This window comes from Cumulibacter manganitolerans (assembly GCF_009602465.1).
Lineage (GTDB): Bacteria > Actinomycetota > Actinomycetes > Mycobacteriales > Antricoccaceae > Cumulibacter > Cumulibacter manganitolerans.
Map to the genome: position 1 here is coordinate 1 of NZ_WBKP01000065.1, position 16,201 is coordinate 16,201.

16 protein-coding genes are annotated in these 16,201 nt (G+C 72.1%); 8 read left to right on the forward strand and 8 right to left on the reverse strand.

Translation table 11 applies throughout. From position 1 onward, the window contains the following. Together F8A92_RS18685 and F8A92_RS16350 are read left to right on the forward strand one after the other, a co-directional pair. Positions 1-240 (forward strand): hypothetical protein (locus F8A92_RS18685; RefSeq protein ID WP_194291549.1); only part of this gene is annotated, 240 nt, incomplete at its 5' end. Then, positions 237-800 (forward strand): NUDIX hydrolase, encoded by a 564-nt coding sequence (locus tag F8A92_RS16350; RefSeq protein WP_153506243.1) that lies wholly within the window; start codon positions 237-239, stop codon positions 798-800. The genes F8A92_RS18685 and F8A92_RS16350, both read left to right, overlap by 4 nt. Before the next feature lie 162 nt (positions 801-962). Here the strand turns inward: F8A92_RS16350 and F8A92_RS16355 are convergent, their stop codons facing one another. The 6 genes from F8A92_RS16355 to rfbD are packed head-to-tail and all read right to left on the reverse strand — an operon-like array spanning position 963 to position 7,778. Next, entirely contained in the window at positions 963-1,892 is a 930-nt protein-coding gene (locus tag F8A92_RS16355) for a DNA-3-methyladenine glycosylase family protein (protein WP_153506244.1), read from the reverse strand. A gap of 13 nt (positions 1,893-1,905) precedes the next feature. Next, positions 1,906-2,679: an SDR family NAD(P)-dependent oxidoreductase gene (locus F8A92_RS16360; RefSeq protein WP_153506245.1), complete on the reverse strand. Its 774-nt coding sequence runs from the start codon at positions 2,677-2,679 to the stop codon at positions 1,906-1,908. A gap of 42 nt (positions 2,680-2,721) precedes the next feature. Further along, entirely contained in the window at positions 2,722-3,810 is a 1,089-nt protein-coding gene (locus tag F8A92_RS16365; protein ID WP_153506246.1) for a mannose-1-phosphate guanylyltransferase, read from the reverse strand. Continuing rightward, complete coding sequence (locus F8A92_RS16370) at positions 3,807-4,733, reverse strand: glycosyltransferase family 2 protein (protein WP_153506247.1); 927 nt, start codon at positions 4,731-4,733, stop codon at positions 3,807-3,809. The genes F8A92_RS16365 and F8A92_RS16370 overlap by 4 nt, the downstream gene beginning before the upstream one ends. Then, complete coding sequence (locus tag F8A92_RS16375) at positions 4,730-6,826, reverse strand: glycosyltransferase (protein WP_194291550.1); 2,097 nt, start codon at positions 6,824-6,826, stop codon at positions 4,730-4,732. The genes F8A92_RS16370 and F8A92_RS16375 overlap by 4 nt, the downstream gene beginning before the upstream one ends. A 7-nt stretch (positions 6,827-6,833) precedes the next feature. Then, a complete protein-coding gene (gene rfbD, locus F8A92_RS16380; RefSeq protein WP_153506248.1) occupies positions 6,834-7,778 on the reverse strand; it encodes a dTDP-4-dehydrorhamnose reductase in 945 nt (314 codons plus the stop codon). A gap of 181 nt (positions 7,779-7,959) precedes the next feature. Here rfbD and F8A92_RS16385 point away from each other — a divergent pair, with 181 nt between their 5' ends. The 6 genes from F8A92_RS16385 (at position 7,960) to F8A92_RS16410 (ending at position 14,240) form a co-directional block, all read left to right on the forward strand. After that, complete coding sequence (locus F8A92_RS16385; RefSeq protein WP_153506249.1) at positions 7,960-9,237, forward strand: LCP family protein; 1,278 nt, start codon at positions 7,960-7,962, stop codon at positions 9,235-9,237. A 16-nt stretch (positions 9,238-9,253) separates the two neighbouring features. Further along, positions 9,254-10,765 (forward strand): LCP family protein, encoded by a 1,512-nt coding sequence (locus tag F8A92_RS16390; protein WP_153506250.1) that lies wholly within the window; start codon positions 9,254-9,256, stop codon positions 10,763-10,765. Further along, positions 10,765-11,505, forward strand: coding sequence for a TIGR03089 family protein (locus F8A92_RS16395; RefSeq protein ID WP_153506251.1), 741 nt, complete (start codon positions 10,765-10,767; stop codon positions 11,503-11,505). Before F8A92_RS16390 ends, F8A92_RS16395 begins: the two co-directional genes overlap by 1 nt. Before the next feature lie 183 nt (positions 11,506-11,688). Further along, on the forward strand, positions 11,689-12,441 hold the full coding sequence (locus tag F8A92_RS16400) for a CoA transferase subunit A (RefSeq protein ID WP_153506252.1): 753 nt from the start codon (positions 11,689-11,691) through the stop codon (positions 12,439-12,441). 2 nt (positions 12,442-12,443) lie between these two features. Then, positions 12,444-13,079, forward strand: a complete 636-nt coding sequence (locus F8A92_RS16405; protein WP_153506253.1) for a CoA transferase subunit B — start codon at positions 12,444-12,446, stop codon at positions 13,077-13,079. Positions 13,080-13,310: 231 nt separating this feature from the next. Then, positions 13,311-14,240, forward strand: coding sequence for a hypothetical protein (locus tag F8A92_RS16410; RefSeq protein ID WP_153506254.1), 930 nt, complete (start codon positions 13,311-13,313; stop codon positions 14,238-14,240). Positions 14,241-14,321: 81 nt separating this feature from the next. Here F8A92_RS16410 and F8A92_RS16415 read toward each other — a convergent pair whose 3' ends face one another. Then, entirely contained in the window at positions 14,322-15,320 is a 999-nt protein-coding gene (locus F8A92_RS16415) for an ABC transporter substrate-binding protein (RefSeq protein ID WP_153506255.1), read from the reverse strand. A gap of 37 nt (positions 15,321-15,357) precedes the next feature. Then, a partial coding sequence (locus F8A92_RS16420) for an ABC transporter permease (protein WP_228389515.1) occupies positions 15,358-16,201 on the reverse strand: 844 nt, incomplete at its 5' end.

The following is a 16,201-nucleotide window of genomic DNA, read 5'->3' on the forward strand; positions in this document are numbered from 1 at the left end:
GAGCACCTGGCCGACGCGCTCGCGCGGGTGGTCGCCCCGCACGGGCTCGACGCGCGCGCCGAGGGCCCGTGCATCGTCGTGGACGGGCCGGCCGTCGACCCGTTCGAGACCGGTCGCTACGTGGGGCAGCTCGTGGTGGCGCTGCGCGCCGAGGGGTACGCCGCCGCGGTGCGGCGGACCGGTGACGGCGCCGTCCTCGAGGTCTCGGCCGCCACGGCGTACCAGGGGCTGCCGCGATGAGCTTCGAGACACTGCACGCCGACGCGACCCGCGCGCTGGGCGGGTGGGCGCCGCGCGACCCCGCCCAGGAGCCGCTGCGCCAGGCCTATCTCGCCTATCTCGCGGCGATGCCGCACGCGATGATGCGGTCCTGCGCCCCCGGGCACCTGACGGCGAGCGCCGTCGTCGTCGATCGCTCCCGCCGGGCGACGCTGCTCACCCTGCACCCGCGGATCGGCCGATGGGTGCAGCTCGGCGGGCACTGCGAGGACGGCGATCGCACGCTGCGCGACGCCGCCGCGCGCGAGGCGCGCGAGGAGTCCGGGATCGCGGGGCTGCGGGTCGCCGAGGAGCCGCTGCAGCTCGACGTCCACCCGCTGACCTGCTCCGGCGGGGTGCCGACCCGGCACCTCGACGTGCGCTACCTGGCGCTCGCGCCGGACGGCGCCCGCGAACGGATCAGCGACGAGTCCGACGACCTGCGGTGGTTCGGCTTCGCGGAGCTGCCCGACGAGCTCGATGCGTCGACGCGGCGGCTGGTCGCGGCCGCGCAGCGGGCCGTGGACGCCCTGGACGCGTAGCGCGCCGCCACGCTGGGAAGCCGGGGGCGGCCGTGACCGCCCGCTCGCGGTGGGTTCTCCCCCGCTGTCGGCCCGATAGTGGGGTACAAGCCACCGCGAGAGCGTGACCGGGGCGAAAGCCACCGCGACCGCCCCGGCGTCCGGGCGCGGCGGCGGGCCGCGCTAGATGTCCCGGAAGTCCGGAACCGTGCGGCGCGGTCCGCGGCGTGGCTTGCCGATCCGGGCCAGCTCGATGAGCCGCACCACCCGGCCGCGGTGCGGCCGGAACGGCTCGAGCAGCGCGGCCATCCCGGCGTCGTCGACGGGCGCGCCGGCGAGCGCGACACCGACCGAGGCCGGGATGTGGTAGTCGCCGAACGACGGGTGGTCGGGCGAGCCCCACGCCCGCTGCGCGACCTCGGCCGCCGTCCACACCCCGATCCCGCGGATCGACTGCAGCCGCGTGGCGGCGTCGTCCGGGCCGAGCGCGCTGAGCCGCTCGATCGCGGCGGGACGCGCGGCCACGAGGCGCAGCGTCGTCCGGTGCGCGCGGTCGACCCCGGCGCGGTGCCAGGCGGCGTCGTCGAGCGCGCGCAGGACGTCGGCGCCCGGCGGCACCCGCAGGCGCTGCGGTGCGGGTCCCGGAGCGGGCGAGCCGTGATCGCGCAGCAGCTCGCGCCACGAGCGGAACGCCTCCTTGCCGGTGATCTTCTGGCTCAGGATCGCCGGGACCAGCGACTCCATGACCAGGTCGGTGCGGGCGAACCGGACGCCGGGGAACCGCGCGTGCAGCCGGCCGATCAGCGGGTGGGCCGGCCGGAAGGCGGTGGGATCGTCCTCCAGGCCGGCCAGCCGGCCGGCGCGCTCGGCGACCCAGTCGGCACCCGGTCCCCACGCCCGCACGACGAGCTCGGCGCCGGTGGCCGCGAACAACGCGGTCGCGGCACCGTGCGGCGTGCCGAAGGCGCGCCAGATGCCCCGCTGGTCGGCGACGTACGCCGGATCGCCGGTGCCGTACCGGAACGGAGCGAGGGTCCGGGCCAGGTCGAGCCGCGACGACAGCAGGACCCGGACCGTGCGGTCCGGGTCCTGCGTGCCGTCGGGGTGCCTCATCGGAGCATGCGGGCTAGCGGGGGGCCATCCGCAGCGCCGCGTCGAAGCGGACCGTCTCGCCGTTCATGTAGTCATTCTGCGCGAGGAACAGCGCGACGTCGGCGTACTCGGCGGGCTGGCCGATCCGGGCCGGGAACGGCACGCCCGCGCCCAGGGTCTTGCGGAACTCGTCGCTGACCCCGGCGAGCATGTCGGTGTCGATGATGCCCGGCGCGATCGAGTTCGCCCGGATGCCGACGCTGGAGAGGTCGCGCGCCAGGCAGATGGTCATCCCGGCCACGCCCGCCTTCGAGGTGGCGTAGGCGATCTGGCCGATCTGGCCCTCGAACGCGGCGACGGATGCGGTGGAGATGATGACGCCGCGGGCGCCGTCCGCGTTGTAGGGCTCGGTCTTCGCGATCGCGTCACCGGCCAGCCGCACCATGTTGAAGGTGCCGACCAGGTTGATGTCGATGACCTTCTGGAAGGACTCGAGGTCGTGCGGGCCGTTCTTGCCGAGGGTGCGCTTGGCGTAGCCGATGCCCGCGCAGTTGACCAGCACGCGCAGCGGCCGGTCCTTGCTGGTGGCGTCGGCGACCGCGGCGGACACCTGGTCGCTGTCGGTGATGTCGGTCTTCACGAACGTCGCCGCGCCGCCGAGCTCCTCGACGAGGGCGTTCCCCTTCTCCTCGTTGAGGTCGACGATCGTGACGAGCGCGCCCTTGTCGACCAGCGCACGCGTGGTCGCGGCACCGAGGCCCGACGCGCCGCCGGTGACGATCGCGGCGACTCCGGACAGATCTAGCATGGTTTTCCTTTCATGGTGCGAGACCAGCCGTGGATCGGCTGGTCACAGGAGGTCGTCGCGTCCCCGCGACTTCCACAGGTCTACGGCTTCCTTCACCCGCTGCGCCTCCGAGCGCCGGACGACGAGGATGGCGGTGGGGGTCTCGACGACCACGACGTCGGGGACGCCGACGACCGTGACGGCCCGGCCGCTGGCGGTCGTCGCGAAGCTGCCGGGCGAGTCCAGCAGCAGCGTGTCGCGGGGCTGGGCGAGCCGGTTCCCTTCCAGCAGGCCGATCTCGGCGATGGTGTCCCAGTCGCCGATGTCGCTCCACCCCATGTCGCCGGGCACCATCGCCACCCGGCCGCGGGCGGCGGCGCCTTCGACGACGGCGTGGTCGATGCTGATCGACGGCATCCGCGTCCACACGTCCTCGAGGAGGGCGCGGGCCCGCGGGGTGTCGCTCGGCCAGAGGTCGGCGACCGGCTGGACCAGCCGCGCGATCTCCGGCACCTGCCGGCGCAGCTCGTCCATGAGGTCGGCGACCCGCCACACGAACATCCCCGCGTTCCAGACGTACTCGCCCGAATCGAGGTACGCCTGGGCCGTCTCGGCGTCCGGCTTCTCCTTGAAGGAGCGGACGTCGACCGCGTCCCCGATGCCGAGGGCGGCGCCGCCCTGGATGTAGCCGTAGCCGGTCTCGGCGCGGGTCGCGGTGACGCCGACGGTCACCAGCCTCCCGGTCTCGGCCACCGCGATCGCGTTGCGGATGGCCGCCCGGAAGGCGTCGCCCACGGAGATCAGATGGTCGGCCGCGAAGCTGCCCATGACGGCGTCGGGGTCGTGGGCCTCGATGATCGCGGCCGCGAGCGCGATCGCCGGTCCGCTGTTGCGTCCCGCCGGCTCGACGACGATGTTCTCCGCGGGCAGGTCGGGCAGCTGGGCGGCGATCGCCTCCCGGTGCGCGGCGCCGCACACGATGTAGGTGCGCGCCGGCGGGGCGAGGGGCTCCAGACGCGCGAGGGTGAGCTGCAGCAGCGAGCGCTCGTCCGGTCCGAGCCGGTGCAGGAACTTCGGCGAGCCCTGCCGGCTCAGCGGCCACAGGCGGGTGCCGCTGCCGCCGGCGGGGATGACGGGGTAGAACGTGCTCACCGGTCTTCTTCCTCGTGGCGCTGCTCGAGCGCGTCGGCGCTGCGCTGCGGCGGTGCTCCCCCGCGGACGGTGGCCGACCGCTGCGCGACGGCCAGCCGGAGGGCCAGCCCCGCGCGGACGGCGGCGCGCACCGGTGCCCAGCGTAGGCCCGGATGCCGGTGCGCGATGTAGCGGTAGGCGCTGTGGTGGTGCTCGGCGACCATCCGGCCGGGCTCGCGGTCGGCGGCGTGCCCCTGGTGATGGGTCACGACCGCGGACGGTGCGTAGACGACGTCGTACCCGGCGTCGTGCAGCCGCGCGCACAGGTCGACGTCCTCGAAGTACATGAAGTAGCCGGCGTCGAAGCCGCCCACCCGCTCGAACCCGTCGCGGCGCAGCAGCATGCAGGACCCGGAGATCCAGCCGGTGCGCCGTTCGCCGATGGCCTGGGCCTCGGCGCGGTAGCGGCGCGTCCACGGGTTCGTCGGCCAGACCGGCCCGAGCGCCGCGTGCCCGATCCCGAGCCCGATCGACGGCAGCAGCCGGGCGGACGGGTACAGGCCACCGTCCCCGGTGACGATCGCCGGGCCGAGCGCGGCGGCGTCCGGCCACCGCGCGGCCGCCCGCAGCAGCTCGTCGAGGGACCCCTCGCCCCACACGACGTCGGGGTTGGCGACCAGCACCCACGGGGTCGCGGCGCGGCGGGCGCCCAGGTTCGCGGCGGCGCCGAACCCCAGGTTGCTGCCGGCGTGCACCAGCTCGGTGCCGGCGCGCCGCGCGGCCCGCTGCGGCGCACCGTCCGTCGAGCCGTTGTCCACCAGCACGACGGGCGGGCGCACCGCAGCGGCCCGATCGAGGGAGTCCAGGAAGTCGTCGAGGTGCCGGCCCGGGGAGTAGGTGACGACCACCACCGTGACGTCGCGTCCGGTGGGCGTCGCGGTCACCTCGGGCCATCCAGCTCGAACAGCCGGCGGATGACGTCGCGCGCGACGTCCAGCGAGAAGTGCTGCTCGACGTTGCGCAGACCACCGTCGCGCAGCCGGTTCCACAGCTGCTCGTCCTGGTAGCCGCGCACGATCTCGGCGGCGAGCTGCTCGGCGGAATCACCGATCAGCACGTCCTCGCCGGCGCGCAGGTGCATGCCCTCGACCGCGATGGTGGTGCCGACCACCGGTTGGCCGTGTGCCATGGCGAGGTTGATCTTGCCCTTGACGCCGGCGCCGCTGCGCAGCGGCGCGACGCTGAGCCGCACCCCGTTCAGGTACGGCTCGAGGTCCTCGACGTACCCGTGCACGACGACGCCGGGACGCTCGCCGAGACGGCGGATCTGCTCGGGGACGTCGGCGCCGATGACGTGCAGGACGACGTCCGGCAGGCTCTGCTGCACGAGCGGCAGCACGTCGCCGACGAACCAGGTCACGGCGTCGCTGTTCGGCGGGTGGCCGAACCCGCCGACGAACATCAGGTCCCTGCGGTCGGCGTACGGCGCGCCCGGGCCGCCGATCTCGTGGACGTTGGACAGCAGCGTGATCTCGCGCCCGGGAGCGTCGCCGGCCAGCACGTCGATCTCGGCCTGCGACACGACCGTGGTCGCGTCGGCGGTGGCGACCAGCTCGAGCTCCTGGCGGCGGGTGCGCTCGGCCACCCGGCCGAGCGCCTCGTCGCCGGACAGCTCGGCGGTACGCCGCTCGCGCAGGTAGTGCAGATCGACGGTGTCGAAGATCAGCTTGGCCTGCGGCGCGTAGCTGCGGATCAGGCTGCGCAGCTCGGCGAGCACGTAGTGCCGGCTGACCATGACGGCGGAGAAGCGGGGGCCGTGCTCGCGGAACCACGCCGGCCGCGCGCCGATGAACGGCGCGTACCAGACCTCGATGCCCAGCCGCTGCATCGCCTGCGTGTAGCGGCCCTGGTAGAGGCCGTCGGCCGGCTGGTAGACGACGTGCACGCCCTCGGCGATCAGCAACCGCATGATGTTCAGCAACCGCACGGACCCGGAGTCCTTGTCCGGGAACGGCGTGAGGGCGTCGATGATCAGCACCTGCTTGCCGCCACCGTGCAGCACCGCCGGCGACGGCACGGTCGACGGCGGCAGCCGGCCGGCGAGCTGCGCCGCCCGGTGCTCGGCGAAGGTGTGCTGGTTGCGGACCTGGTAGGCCTTCGGCCCGGTCGAGACGTCGGTGCCGGACGTGCCGCCCTCGTCGTGCACCACCCGGGCCTGCGGCGCGACGACCACCGTGCGGCCCGCGGCCCGCACCGCGAACGCCAGGTCGGTGTCCTCGTAGTACGCCGGCGCATAGCGCGTGTCGAAGCCGCCGACCTGCTCGAACAGCGCCTTGTCGATCAGCAGCACGGCGCCGCTGACGTAGTCGGTCTCGCGCAGGTAGCTGAACCGCGGGTCGTTCGGCGACTCGCCGCGCCCGTAGTTCCAGCCGCTGCCGTCGCGGAAGACCAGCCCGCCGGCCTCCTGCAGCGTGCCGTCCGGGAACAGCAGGGCCGCTCCGACGATGCCGATCCGCGGGTCGGCGTCCGCCGTGCGGACCAGCTCGTCGAGCCAGCCGGGCTGCGGGATGGTGTCGTTGTTCAGGAACAGCAGGCGGCGTCCGCGCGCGAGCCCGGCGCCGTCGTTGCACGCCGCGATGAAGCCGCCGTTCTGCGCCCGGCGGTGGTAGCGCACACCGGGCCACCGCTCCAGCTCGGCCTGGGTCGCGTCGGCGGAGCCGTCGTCCACGACCACGACCTCGAAGGGCACCTCCGGCGGGTGCTCGGCCAGCGCCAGCAGGCAGCTGCGGGTGCGCTCGAACTCGTTGTACACCGGGATGACGATCGAGACCTCGGGGTGCGCGCTGCCGCGGACCGGACGGCGCTGGTCGGTCGGCTCGGGCAGGTACAGGTCGGCGCGCCGTGGCGCCGGGACCCGCTTGAGGCGGATCGCGACGCGCTGCACGGTGCCGCGGAAGCCGCGGGTGCGCAGGCTCTTCTCGGCGAGCTGCGCGATCGCCTTGACCCGGTCGATCGCGTAACGGAGGTGGTCGCGCATACCGCGGCTACTGGTTCGCCAGCGCCTGGCCGTCACGCTCGAAGGCCTCGGCGAGCGCCTCCCGCCAGTCGGGCATGGGGCTCAGCCCGGCCGCCGCCCATTCGGAGGCCGACAGCACGGAGTACGCCGGACGCGGGGCCGGGCGGACGAACGCGTCGGAGGTGGTCGGCTGCACGCGCTCGGGATCGAGCCCGTTGAGCTCGAAGATCGCCCGCGTGAACTCGTACCAGGAGCACTGGCCGCCGCCGGTGCAGTGGTAGTAGCCGGCCGGCGCGTCACCCACCGCGATCTCGATGAGGCCGATCGCGAGGTGCCGGGTCCAGGTGGGCGAGCCGACCTGGTCGTCGACGACGCTCAGCGTGTCGTGCGAGCCGGCGAGCTTGAGCATCGTCTTGACGAAGTTGGGGCCGTAGGCGCCGTACACCCAGGCGGTGCGCACCACGTACGCGGTGTCGGGGGCCATCTCGCGGATCGCCTTGTCGCCGGCGTCCTTGGTGCGCCCGTACGCCGTCTTCGGGTCGGTGGCGTCGTCCGGGCGGTACGGCTCGGTGGCGTTGCCGGCGAACGTGTAGTCGGTCGAGACGTGCACCAGGCGGCACCGGCCGCCGATCGCCTCGGCGAGGTTGCGCGGGCCGTCGGCGTTGACCTTCAACGCGGTGTCCTCGTCGGACTCGGCGTTGTCGACCGCCGTGTACGCCGCGGCGTTGATGACGACCGGCGTGCCGGGGACGTCGGCGGCCAGCCAGTCGCCGACCACCTTGGCGGTGGACTGCGGATCGGTGATGTCGATCTCGTCGACGTCCACCCCGGTGGCGGCGGGCTCGCGCAGCCCGTGCACGGCCAGCAGGTTCATCAGCTCGGTGCCCAGCTGTCCGCGGGCACCGACCACCAGGAACCGGTGCTCGGGAAGGCTCGCTACGACGGACGGCGGGAGATCGTGTGAGGTAGTCATCGCCCTCGAATGTAGCGTGCCGCGCCGCCCGCGCGGCGGTCACGCGCCGCTTGTCGGGCGAGTCACGGGCCGGGGCCCTTCGCACCTGTGGCCGCGGCATGCCATCCTGGTCCGGTTGCCCTGCGGACCTCGTGCGCGCACCCGTGCGTACCGGTCCTGCCCGCCGTCGGAAAGTACGCCCGTGACGACCCGCACCGCCACCCGCCGCGACCTCGACGCGCCGACGATGACGACTCGCGCCGAGCGCCGCCGCATCGAACGCGCGAGCGCGCATCCGGTGCGCTCGAGCGTGCTGCGCGGCGTGCGGGCCGTGAGCCTGCTCCTCGCGGTCGCGGTGCTCGTCGCCTCGGGCATGACCTTCTCGTTCTTCAACCGGCTGACCTCGCAGGCCGGGACCGGCGCGAGCGTGCAGCAGGTCGAGGGCAACGAGGCGGCGGCCGGTTTCGACGGCAAGGACATGGACATCCTGATGGTGGGCGTCGACACCCGCACGGGCACCGACATCCCCGCCGAGGACGGCGAGGGCGACCACCTCCACAACACCGACACCATCATGCTGATCCACGTGCCGGCCGACGGGCGGCGCGCGTCGGTCGTGTCGTTCCCGCGGGACAGCTGGGTGCGCATCCCCAACCTCGGCGAGAAGTCCAAGATCAACTCCGCGTACGCGTACGGCTGGGCCTCGGTCAAGGATCCCGGCGCGACCGTGCAGCAGCACAAGGACGCCGCGCAGGCGTGGCTCGTGCAGACCGTGAACGCGCTGTCCGGCGTGCAGATCGACCACTTCGTCGAGGTCACTCTCGCCGGGTTCCGCGACCTGACCAAGGCGGTCGGCGGCGTCGACGTCAACCTCTGCGCCGCCACCTCGGACAAGCAGTACAGCGGAGCGGACTTCCCCGCGGGCCCGCAGCACCTCGACGAGACCCAGGCGCTCGCGTTCGTGCGGCAGCGGCACGGGCTGACCAACGACCTCGACCGCATCAAGCGCCAGCAGTACTTCATGGCGCAGATGCTGCGCAAGGTCCTCGATCGCCGGATCGGCGACCTGCTCAACCCCGCCAAGCTCGGCACGCTCGTCGACGCGCTGGCCGGGACCATCTCCTTCGATCGGGATCTGGACCCGCTGATGCTGGCCGAGCAGATGCGCGACGTGGCCGCCGGCAACGTGAGCTTCTACACCCTCCCGCTGGGGCCCGAGCCCGACCAGATGATCGGCGGCCAGGCGGTGCTGATCCCCGCCGCCGAGGACCGGCTGCTGCAGTTCTTCCAGTCGCTGTCGGCGCCGCCGGCGGCCGCGACGAGCGCCGCGGCACCGACGTCCGGGGAGACATCGGGCACCGCCGTCTCTCAGCCTTCCGGCACGCCGAGCAACTACCCTGGGGACGCCGGTCCGAGCGCCGGCGCCACCAGCGAGCCGCCACCGAACTTCACGGCGGACACCGATCAATGCATCAACTGATGCCGGAGGCCAGCACGTGAACGACGAGCACACCGAAGGGGAACGGCCGCTGCCGGCCGACCTCGACCCGCGCGGCGGCGCGACCGCCACCCGGGCGGGCCGCGGCAGGGGCACCCCGACGTGGGTCAAGGTGGTGCGGATCCTGTCCGCGGTGCTCTCCACGCTGCTGCTGGCCGGCACCGCGTACGGCGTGTCGCTGGTCAACCGGTCGACGTCCAGCTCGGGCACCCTCGCGGACACCGCGGGCAAGGGCAACTCCGACCGGCTCGGCAACGCCGAGGACATCAACATCCTGGTGGTCGGCAACGACTCGCGGAAGGGCTACACGAAGGAGCAGCTGGACAAGGTCAGCAGCGCGCCGGAGGAGTCGCTGGCCACCGACACGATCATGCTGATCCACGTGCCGGCGAACGGCACCAAGATCCGGGTGGTGTCCTTCCCGCGCGACTCGTACGTCGACATCCCGGGGTACGACAAGAACAAGATCAACGCGGCGTACGTCAACGGCTACACGCTCGGCGTACCGGACGGGGCGAGCGAGCAGGACCGGCGCAAGGCCGGCCAGCAGACCCTGATCTCCACCGTCAGCAAGCTGTCCGGCATGAAGATCGACCACTACGTCGAGGTGACCCTGCTCGGCTTCTACGACCTGACCAACGCCCTCGGCGGCATCCAGGTCAACCTGTGCCAGCCGGCGCAGGACAGCTACTCGGGCGCCAGCTTCCCCGCCGGCAAGCAGACGCTCAACGGCCAGCAGGCGCTGAGCTTCGTGCGCCAGCGGCACGGGCTGCCCAACGGCGACCTGGACCGGATCAAGCGGCAGCAGTACTTCTTCGGCGCCGTGATCCGCAAGGTGCTCGACCAGGGGCTGCTCGACCTGGTGAACATCTCCAAGCTCACCAGCATCATCGACGCGCTGTCGGGCACGGTCAGCTACGACGCCAACCTGGACCCGATCCAGCTCGCCGAGCAGATGAGCAACATCGCCGCCGGCAACGTCGAGTTCGTGACGCTGCCGCTGGCCCCCAATCCGGAGCAGACCATCGGCGGCAAGGACGTCCTGCAGATCGCCGACCAGAAGACCCTGGACGCCTTCTTCGGGGGGCTGTCCAGCGACGGCGGGAGAGCGTCCGCGACGACCAGCGCCGCACCGAAGACCGTCGACCCGAAGAGCGTCACGCTGGACGTCTACAACGGGACCAAGACCAGCGGCGCGGCGGCGAAGGCGGCCGAGGAGCTCAAGGGCAAGGGGTTCACCGTCGAGAACGTCCTCTCGGCCGCGACCAGCGACTATCCGACCAGCGTCGTGCAGTACCCCGCCGGCATGGCGGACCAGGCCGCGACCGTCGCCGCCGCCGTCCCGGGCGCGACGACGGAGGAGTCGACGCAGGTGCACAAGGTCAGCCTCATCGTCGGGGCCAACTACCCCGGTCTCGGCGGCGGTGCCCCCACCACCACCGCCGCGGCACCCGCCCCGACCCAGTCGAACAAGCCCTCCACCGCCGCCGACGAAGGCTGCATCAACTGATGGCGCAGGATCTCGCGGGGCTGCTCGCGGCCGCGATCGAGCGCGACCCGGCCCGCCCGCTGGTCACCTACTACGACCGCACGAGCGGCGAACGCACCGAGCTGTCCGGCACCACCTTCGCCAACTGGGTGGCCAAGACCGCGAACCTGCTGCGCGACGACCTCGACGTGCACGCCGGGTCCGTGGTCGCGCTGGCGCTGCCGATGCACTGGCAGCAGCTGGTGCTGGCGTTCGGCACCTGGGCCGTCGGCGGCTGCGTGCGCGAGTCGCCGGGCGGCTCCCCCGACGTCCTGGTGATGTCGCCGGACCGGCTCATGGAGCTCGCCGACGCCGATGCCGGCGAGCTGCTGGTCACCAGCCTCGACCCGATGGGCCGCCCGCTCGAGCCGCGGCCGGACCACGTGCTCGACTACACCAGCGAGGTGCGGGTGCACGGTGACGCCTTCTCCCCCGCCCCGATTGATGCGGGCGCACCGGCGTACACCGGTGGGAGCCTCACCCTCGACCACGCGCACGCCGCCGCGACCGCGCTCTCGCTGGTCGAGCAGCTCGGCACCGGCCCCGGCACGCGCACCCTCGTCGTCGCCGGCCCGCTCGGGGAGGCCGGTCTGCTGTCATGGGCCGTGCCGACGCTGGTCGGCGGCGGCTCACTGGTGCTGGTGCGCACCGGCGAGGACGCGGACACCGCCGAGTGGCTCGAGCGGATCGCCGGCCAGGAGGGCGTGACGCACCGCCTCTGAACGCCGTCCTGCATCGGCGTGGGACGTGGCTGCTGCCGCGGGAGCGCCGCACGACGCCCCGGGCGAGGTTCTGCGGGGCAGCCGGCGAGGCTCCGGCGTCCACAGCGTGTCCCACTGCCCCGCAGACGAGCGTCGACGGCCATAATGGCCCCACGTCTAGTCGCCTCTCGAAGGAGCAGCCCTATGGACAAAGTCGTCCAGAGCGCAGCCGAGGCCGTCGCCGACATCGCGGATGGCTCGTCCATCGCCGTCGGCGGATTCGGCCTCTGCGGCGTACCGCAAGACCTCATCGACGCCCTGCGCGAGAAGGGATCCGGCGACCTCACCGTCATCAGCAACAACTGCGGCATCGACGGCGACGGGCTCGGCGTCCTGCTCGAGGACCGGCGCATCTCGAAGGTCATCGCGTCGTACGTCGGCGAGAACAAGGCGTTCGCGCAGCAGTACCTCACCGGCGTCCTCGAGCTCGAGCTGACGCCGCAGGGCACCATCGCCGAGCGGCTGCGGGCCGGCGGCGTCGGCATCCCCGGCTTCTACACGATCACCGGCTCGGGGACGTGGGTCGCCGAGGGCGGCATCCCGACGAAGTACGACGCCGACGGCAACGTGGTCAAGACGTCGCCGCCGAAGGAGACCAAGGAGTTCGACGGCAAGCAGTACGTGCTCGAGACCGCGATCGTGTCGGACTTCGCGCTGGTCAAGGCCAGCAAGGCCGACCGGCACGGGAACCTCGTGTTCCACGAGTCGGCCCGCAACTTCAACCCGCCCGCGGCGATGTCCGGCAAGGTGTGCATCGTCGAGGCCGAGCAGATCGTCGAGCCGGGCGAGATCGACGCCGACGAGGTGCACCTGCCCGGCGTGTACGTGCACCGCGTCATCCAGTCGGCCGGCCGCAAGCCGATCGAGAAGCGCACCACTCGCCCGAAGGAGGCCTAGCCATGGCGTGGGACCGTAACCAGATGGCCGCGCGCGCGGCTCGGGAGCTCGAGGACGGGCAGTACGTCAACCTCGGCATCGGCATGCCGACGCTCGTCCCGAACTTCCTGCCCGACGACATGACCGTCACGCTGCAGAGCGAGAACGGCATCCTCGGCCTCGGCCCGTACCCCTACGAGGGCGAGGAGGACCCGGACCTGATCAACGCCGGCAAGGAGACCGTCACGATCCTGCCCGGCTCCTCGTTCTTCGACTCCGCGACGTCCTTCGGGATGATCCGCGGCGGCAAGATCGACGCGGCCATCCTCGGCGCGATGCAGGTCGCGGCCAACGGCGACCTGGCCAACTGGATGATCCCGGGCAAGATGGTCAAGGGCATGGGCGGCGCGATGGACCTCGTGCACGGCGCCAAGAAGGTCATCGTGCTGATGGAGCACTCGGCCAAGGGCGGCGACTACAAGATCGTCAACCAGTGCTCGCTGCCGTTGACCGGCAAGGGCGTGGTACAGCGGATCATCACCGACCTCTGCGTCATCGACGTGACCGAGAAGGGTCTCGAGCTGATCGAGCTGGCCCCCGGCGTCACCGTCGAGGAGGTCCAGAAGGCGACCGAGCCCGAGCTGATCGTCTCCGTCTGACCCCTCGTTCCGCGGTTGCTCCCGGTGACGTCGTTCTGCGGTGGAGTAGTGCACGCTAATCGCCCGATAGCGCGCACTACTCCACCGCAGATGTGTAGTTGTGGAGCGGAAGCTCGCGGATCCGTCCCTCGTCGACGGCGCGCCGGGCGTGCTCGGCGCCGCCACCCAGCCGCGCACGTCGCTGTGCGCGGCGCAGGTGCCCGGCGAAGTCCTCGCCCCGCTGGCCAGGGTGTGCGCATTGATACGCGCCATGCCGAGGCCCACCTCACCCACCTCGAGGTCCTTGAGGGCGTCGCGCTCGCGCTGCTCCGTCGAGGCGTGATGCTCGCTGTCGTACTCCAGCGCCAACCCGGAGGACAGGTCGATCAGGTCGATCTCCCAGTCGCGACTGAGCGCCCGGAGCGACGCGTTCACCAGAAGTGCCTCGGCGGGTACGTCGAGCACCGTGCGCATCCGGGTACGCAGTACGGACTCCGGCATCGACCGCGCACGCGCGGAGGAGAGCTCGATCGCCTTGCGCAGCATCGGATGACCCCGCCCACGAGGCCGGTTCTCGATGAGCGCGTACAGCCCGTCGAGCTGCACCGGGCTGGTGCTGAGCGGGCACCGGAAGGCGTCGAGCAGCGCTACCGCTCCGGTCAGGTACCTGCTGAAGCGCACGAGGTCGTACGCCGTACGAGTCGGCGTCGTGACCGTGACCCCGTCCACGACCTCGACCTGGTCGTCCTCGACGTCCACCCGGAGGACGGCGAAGCCGGCCGGGGCACGGTGGTCCTGGCGGGCGAGGCACACCTGGATCGGCGTGCCGGACGAGCGCAGCATGGTGGGCCCGGCGTCGCGTACGCCGTGGATCAACGCCGCGGCCCAGCCCGTCACGATCGCTCCCGGCGGCGCCAGGGCTCCGACGAGCGTCGCGATCGCACGCGGGGAGTCGACTGCGCCGGGCAGGGCGAAGACATTCTTCACGATCGGCACGAGGCGCCCGTCGGTGAACATCCGATTGCTGGCACCGGCAGATCGCCATTGCGCGCGGGAGGCTACGCCGCCGGGAACGGCCAGCTCGGCGGGATCGAAGGCATCATCACGCATGCCTCGCAGCGTCGCACGGTCGTGCGGGCACCGGCCCGTCGTCCCCAGCCCCAAAATTCTGCGGTGGAGTAGTGCACGCTAATCGACCGATATCGTGCACTACTCCACCGCAGAAGGGCTCAGGTGCGGAGGGACCGCAGAAGCCAGCGAGCGTCAGCCGTTGGCCTTCGCGAAGCTGGCGTCGACGAAGTCGGCGACCTTCAGCGGCTTGTCGTAGGAGATCTGGCCGGAGGACATCCACGCCTTCTGCATGGCCTCGAGCTGGTCGGGCTGCGGGGCGAGGTCGGGGTGCCAGGTGTAGAACGGCGTCTTCTTCAGCACGTCGAGCTTCTGCCCGGTCGCATCCGCGAGGATCTGCAGGATCTCGTCGTTGCTGGCGATGTCGCCCTGGCAGTCCTTCGCGCCCTTGGCCAGCGCCTTGAAGAACTTCTTCGCCGACTCGGTCTTGGCGTAGTCCGGGCCGTACATGACGCCGGTGCCGGTGGTGCCCTTCTTCGGGACGCCGATCGGCTCGGCGACGCCCTTGCTCTCCATGGAGGTGGTGAACGGCGCGCTGGCCAGCGCCGCGTCGACGCTGCCGTTGCCGAGCGCGGCCTCCATGTCGGGGTTGGCGAGGTTGACGACCTCGACGTCCTTCAGGCTCAGCCCGGCCTCGCCGAGCACCTGCGCGAGCAGGTAGCCGCCGGTGGCACCGGGGCCGCCCGCCGCCGCGACCTTCTTGCCCTTCAGGCCCTTGATGTCGGTGATGCCGGTCGACTTGGCGACCTCGAGCGCGGTCGGCGACTTCGCCGGGTCCCCGGTCGAGATGCCCATCGAGCCGACGATCTGGAACTTCAGGCCGGAGTTGAGCGCGTTGAACATGCCCGCCGAGAAGCCGGCGACCATCACGTCGAGCTTGCCCGAGGCCAGCAGCGGCACGCCGTCCTGCCCGGACTTGATAGCCTCCAGCTCGAGGGTGAGGCCCTCGTCCTTGAAGTAGCCCTTGGCGTCCGCGACGTACAGCGGCGCGAACAGCGCCGACGGCAGGTGCGCGACCTTGACGGTGGTCGGGCCGGGCTCGGTCTTGCCGCCGCCGGACGACGAGGAGTCGTCGCTGCCGCAGCCCGCCATCAGCAGGACTGCCGCGAGCAGCATCGCGATCTTGGTGCGCATGTTCTTCCTTCGTTGGGTGGGGGGGTGGAGGTGCGGTCTACTTGCGGCCGCGGCGCCACGGCAGGGCGAGGCGCTCGAGAAGTGCGAAGATGCCGGTGAGGACGGCGCCCACGAGCGCGACCGTGACGAGGCCGACGTACATCTGCTCGGGCTGGAAGAGCTGCCAGGAGTTCCAGATCAGGAAGCCCAGGCCGGTGTTCGACGCGACGAACTCGACCGCGGTGATGACGATGACGGCGGTGCCGGTCGCGACCCGCAGCCCGCTGAAGATGAACGGCAGCGCGCCGGGCAGGGTGATCTGCCAGAACCGGGCGATCCCGCGGGCGCCGTACGCCCGGGCCGCCTCGTTGATCTTCGGGTCGATCTGCCGCACGCCGGCCACGGTGTTGATCTGCATGACGAAGAACACCGAGATCGCGACGGCGAGGATCTTCGGCGTCTCGGTGAGCCCGAAGATCAGCAGCAGCAGCGGCAGGATGGCGATCTTCGGCAGCGCGTACAGCGCGGAGAACATCGGCCCGAACGCCGCGTTCAGGGCGCGCGAGGTGCCCATGGCGAGCCCGACGAGGACGCCGAGCACCGCGCCGACGGCCATGCCGACGAGCAGCCGGACGGCGGTGGCGCCGAGGTGCTCGAGCAGCGTCCCGTCGGCGATCATCTCCCCCGCCTGCGCGAAGATCCTCGTCGGCGGCGGGAACAGCCGGCTGTCGATCGCGTCGGTCCGCGCGGCGAGCTCCCACGCCAGCAGCAGCACGATCGGGGTGCCGATCGCGAGCACGATGTCGCGGGTGCGCAGCCGCCGCTCCTTCGTCCGCTGCTCCCGGGCGGCGGTCAGCGTGCGGGCGTCGCGCTCGGCGCTGCCGGTCGGTGCGCCCGACGGC

Excerpts from the sequence above, each read along its gene's own strand:
- F8A92_RS16350 (WP_153506243.1), top strand. The coding sequence starts at position 237 with ATGAGCTTCGAGACACTGCACGCCGACGCGACCCGCGCGCTGGGCGGG.
- F8A92_RS16355 (WP_153506244.1), bottom strand. The coding sequence starts at position 1,892 with ATGAGGCACCCCGACGGCACGCAGGACCCGGACCGCACGGTCCGGGTC.
- F8A92_RS16360 (WP_153506245.1), bottom strand. The coding sequence starts at position 2,679 with ATGCTAGATCTGTCCGGAGTCGCCGCGATCGTCACCGGCGGCGCGTCG.
- F8A92_RS16375 (WP_194291550.1), bottom strand. The coding sequence starts at position 6,826 with ATGCGCGACCACCTCCGTTACGCGATCGACCGGGTCAAGGCGATCGCG.
- rfbD (WP_153506248.1), bottom strand. The coding sequence starts at position 7,778 with ATGACTACCTCACACGATCTCCCGCCGTCCGTCGTAGCGAGCCTTCCC.
- F8A92_RS16395 (WP_153506251.1), top strand. The coding sequence starts at position 10,765 with ATGGCGCAGGATCTCGCGGGGCTGCTCGCGGCCGCGATCGAGCGCGAC.
- F8A92_RS16400 (WP_153506252.1), top strand. The coding sequence starts at position 11,689 with ATGGACAAAGTCGTCCAGAGCGCAGCCGAGGCCGTCGCCGACATCGCG.
- F8A92_RS16405 (WP_153506253.1), top strand. The coding sequence starts at position 12,444 with ATGGCGTGGGACCGTAACCAGATGGCCGCGCGCGCGGCTCGGGAGCTC.
- F8A92_RS16415 (WP_153506255.1), bottom strand. The coding sequence starts at position 15,320 with ATGCGCACCAAGATCGCGATGCTGCTCGCGGCAGTCCTGCTGATGGCG.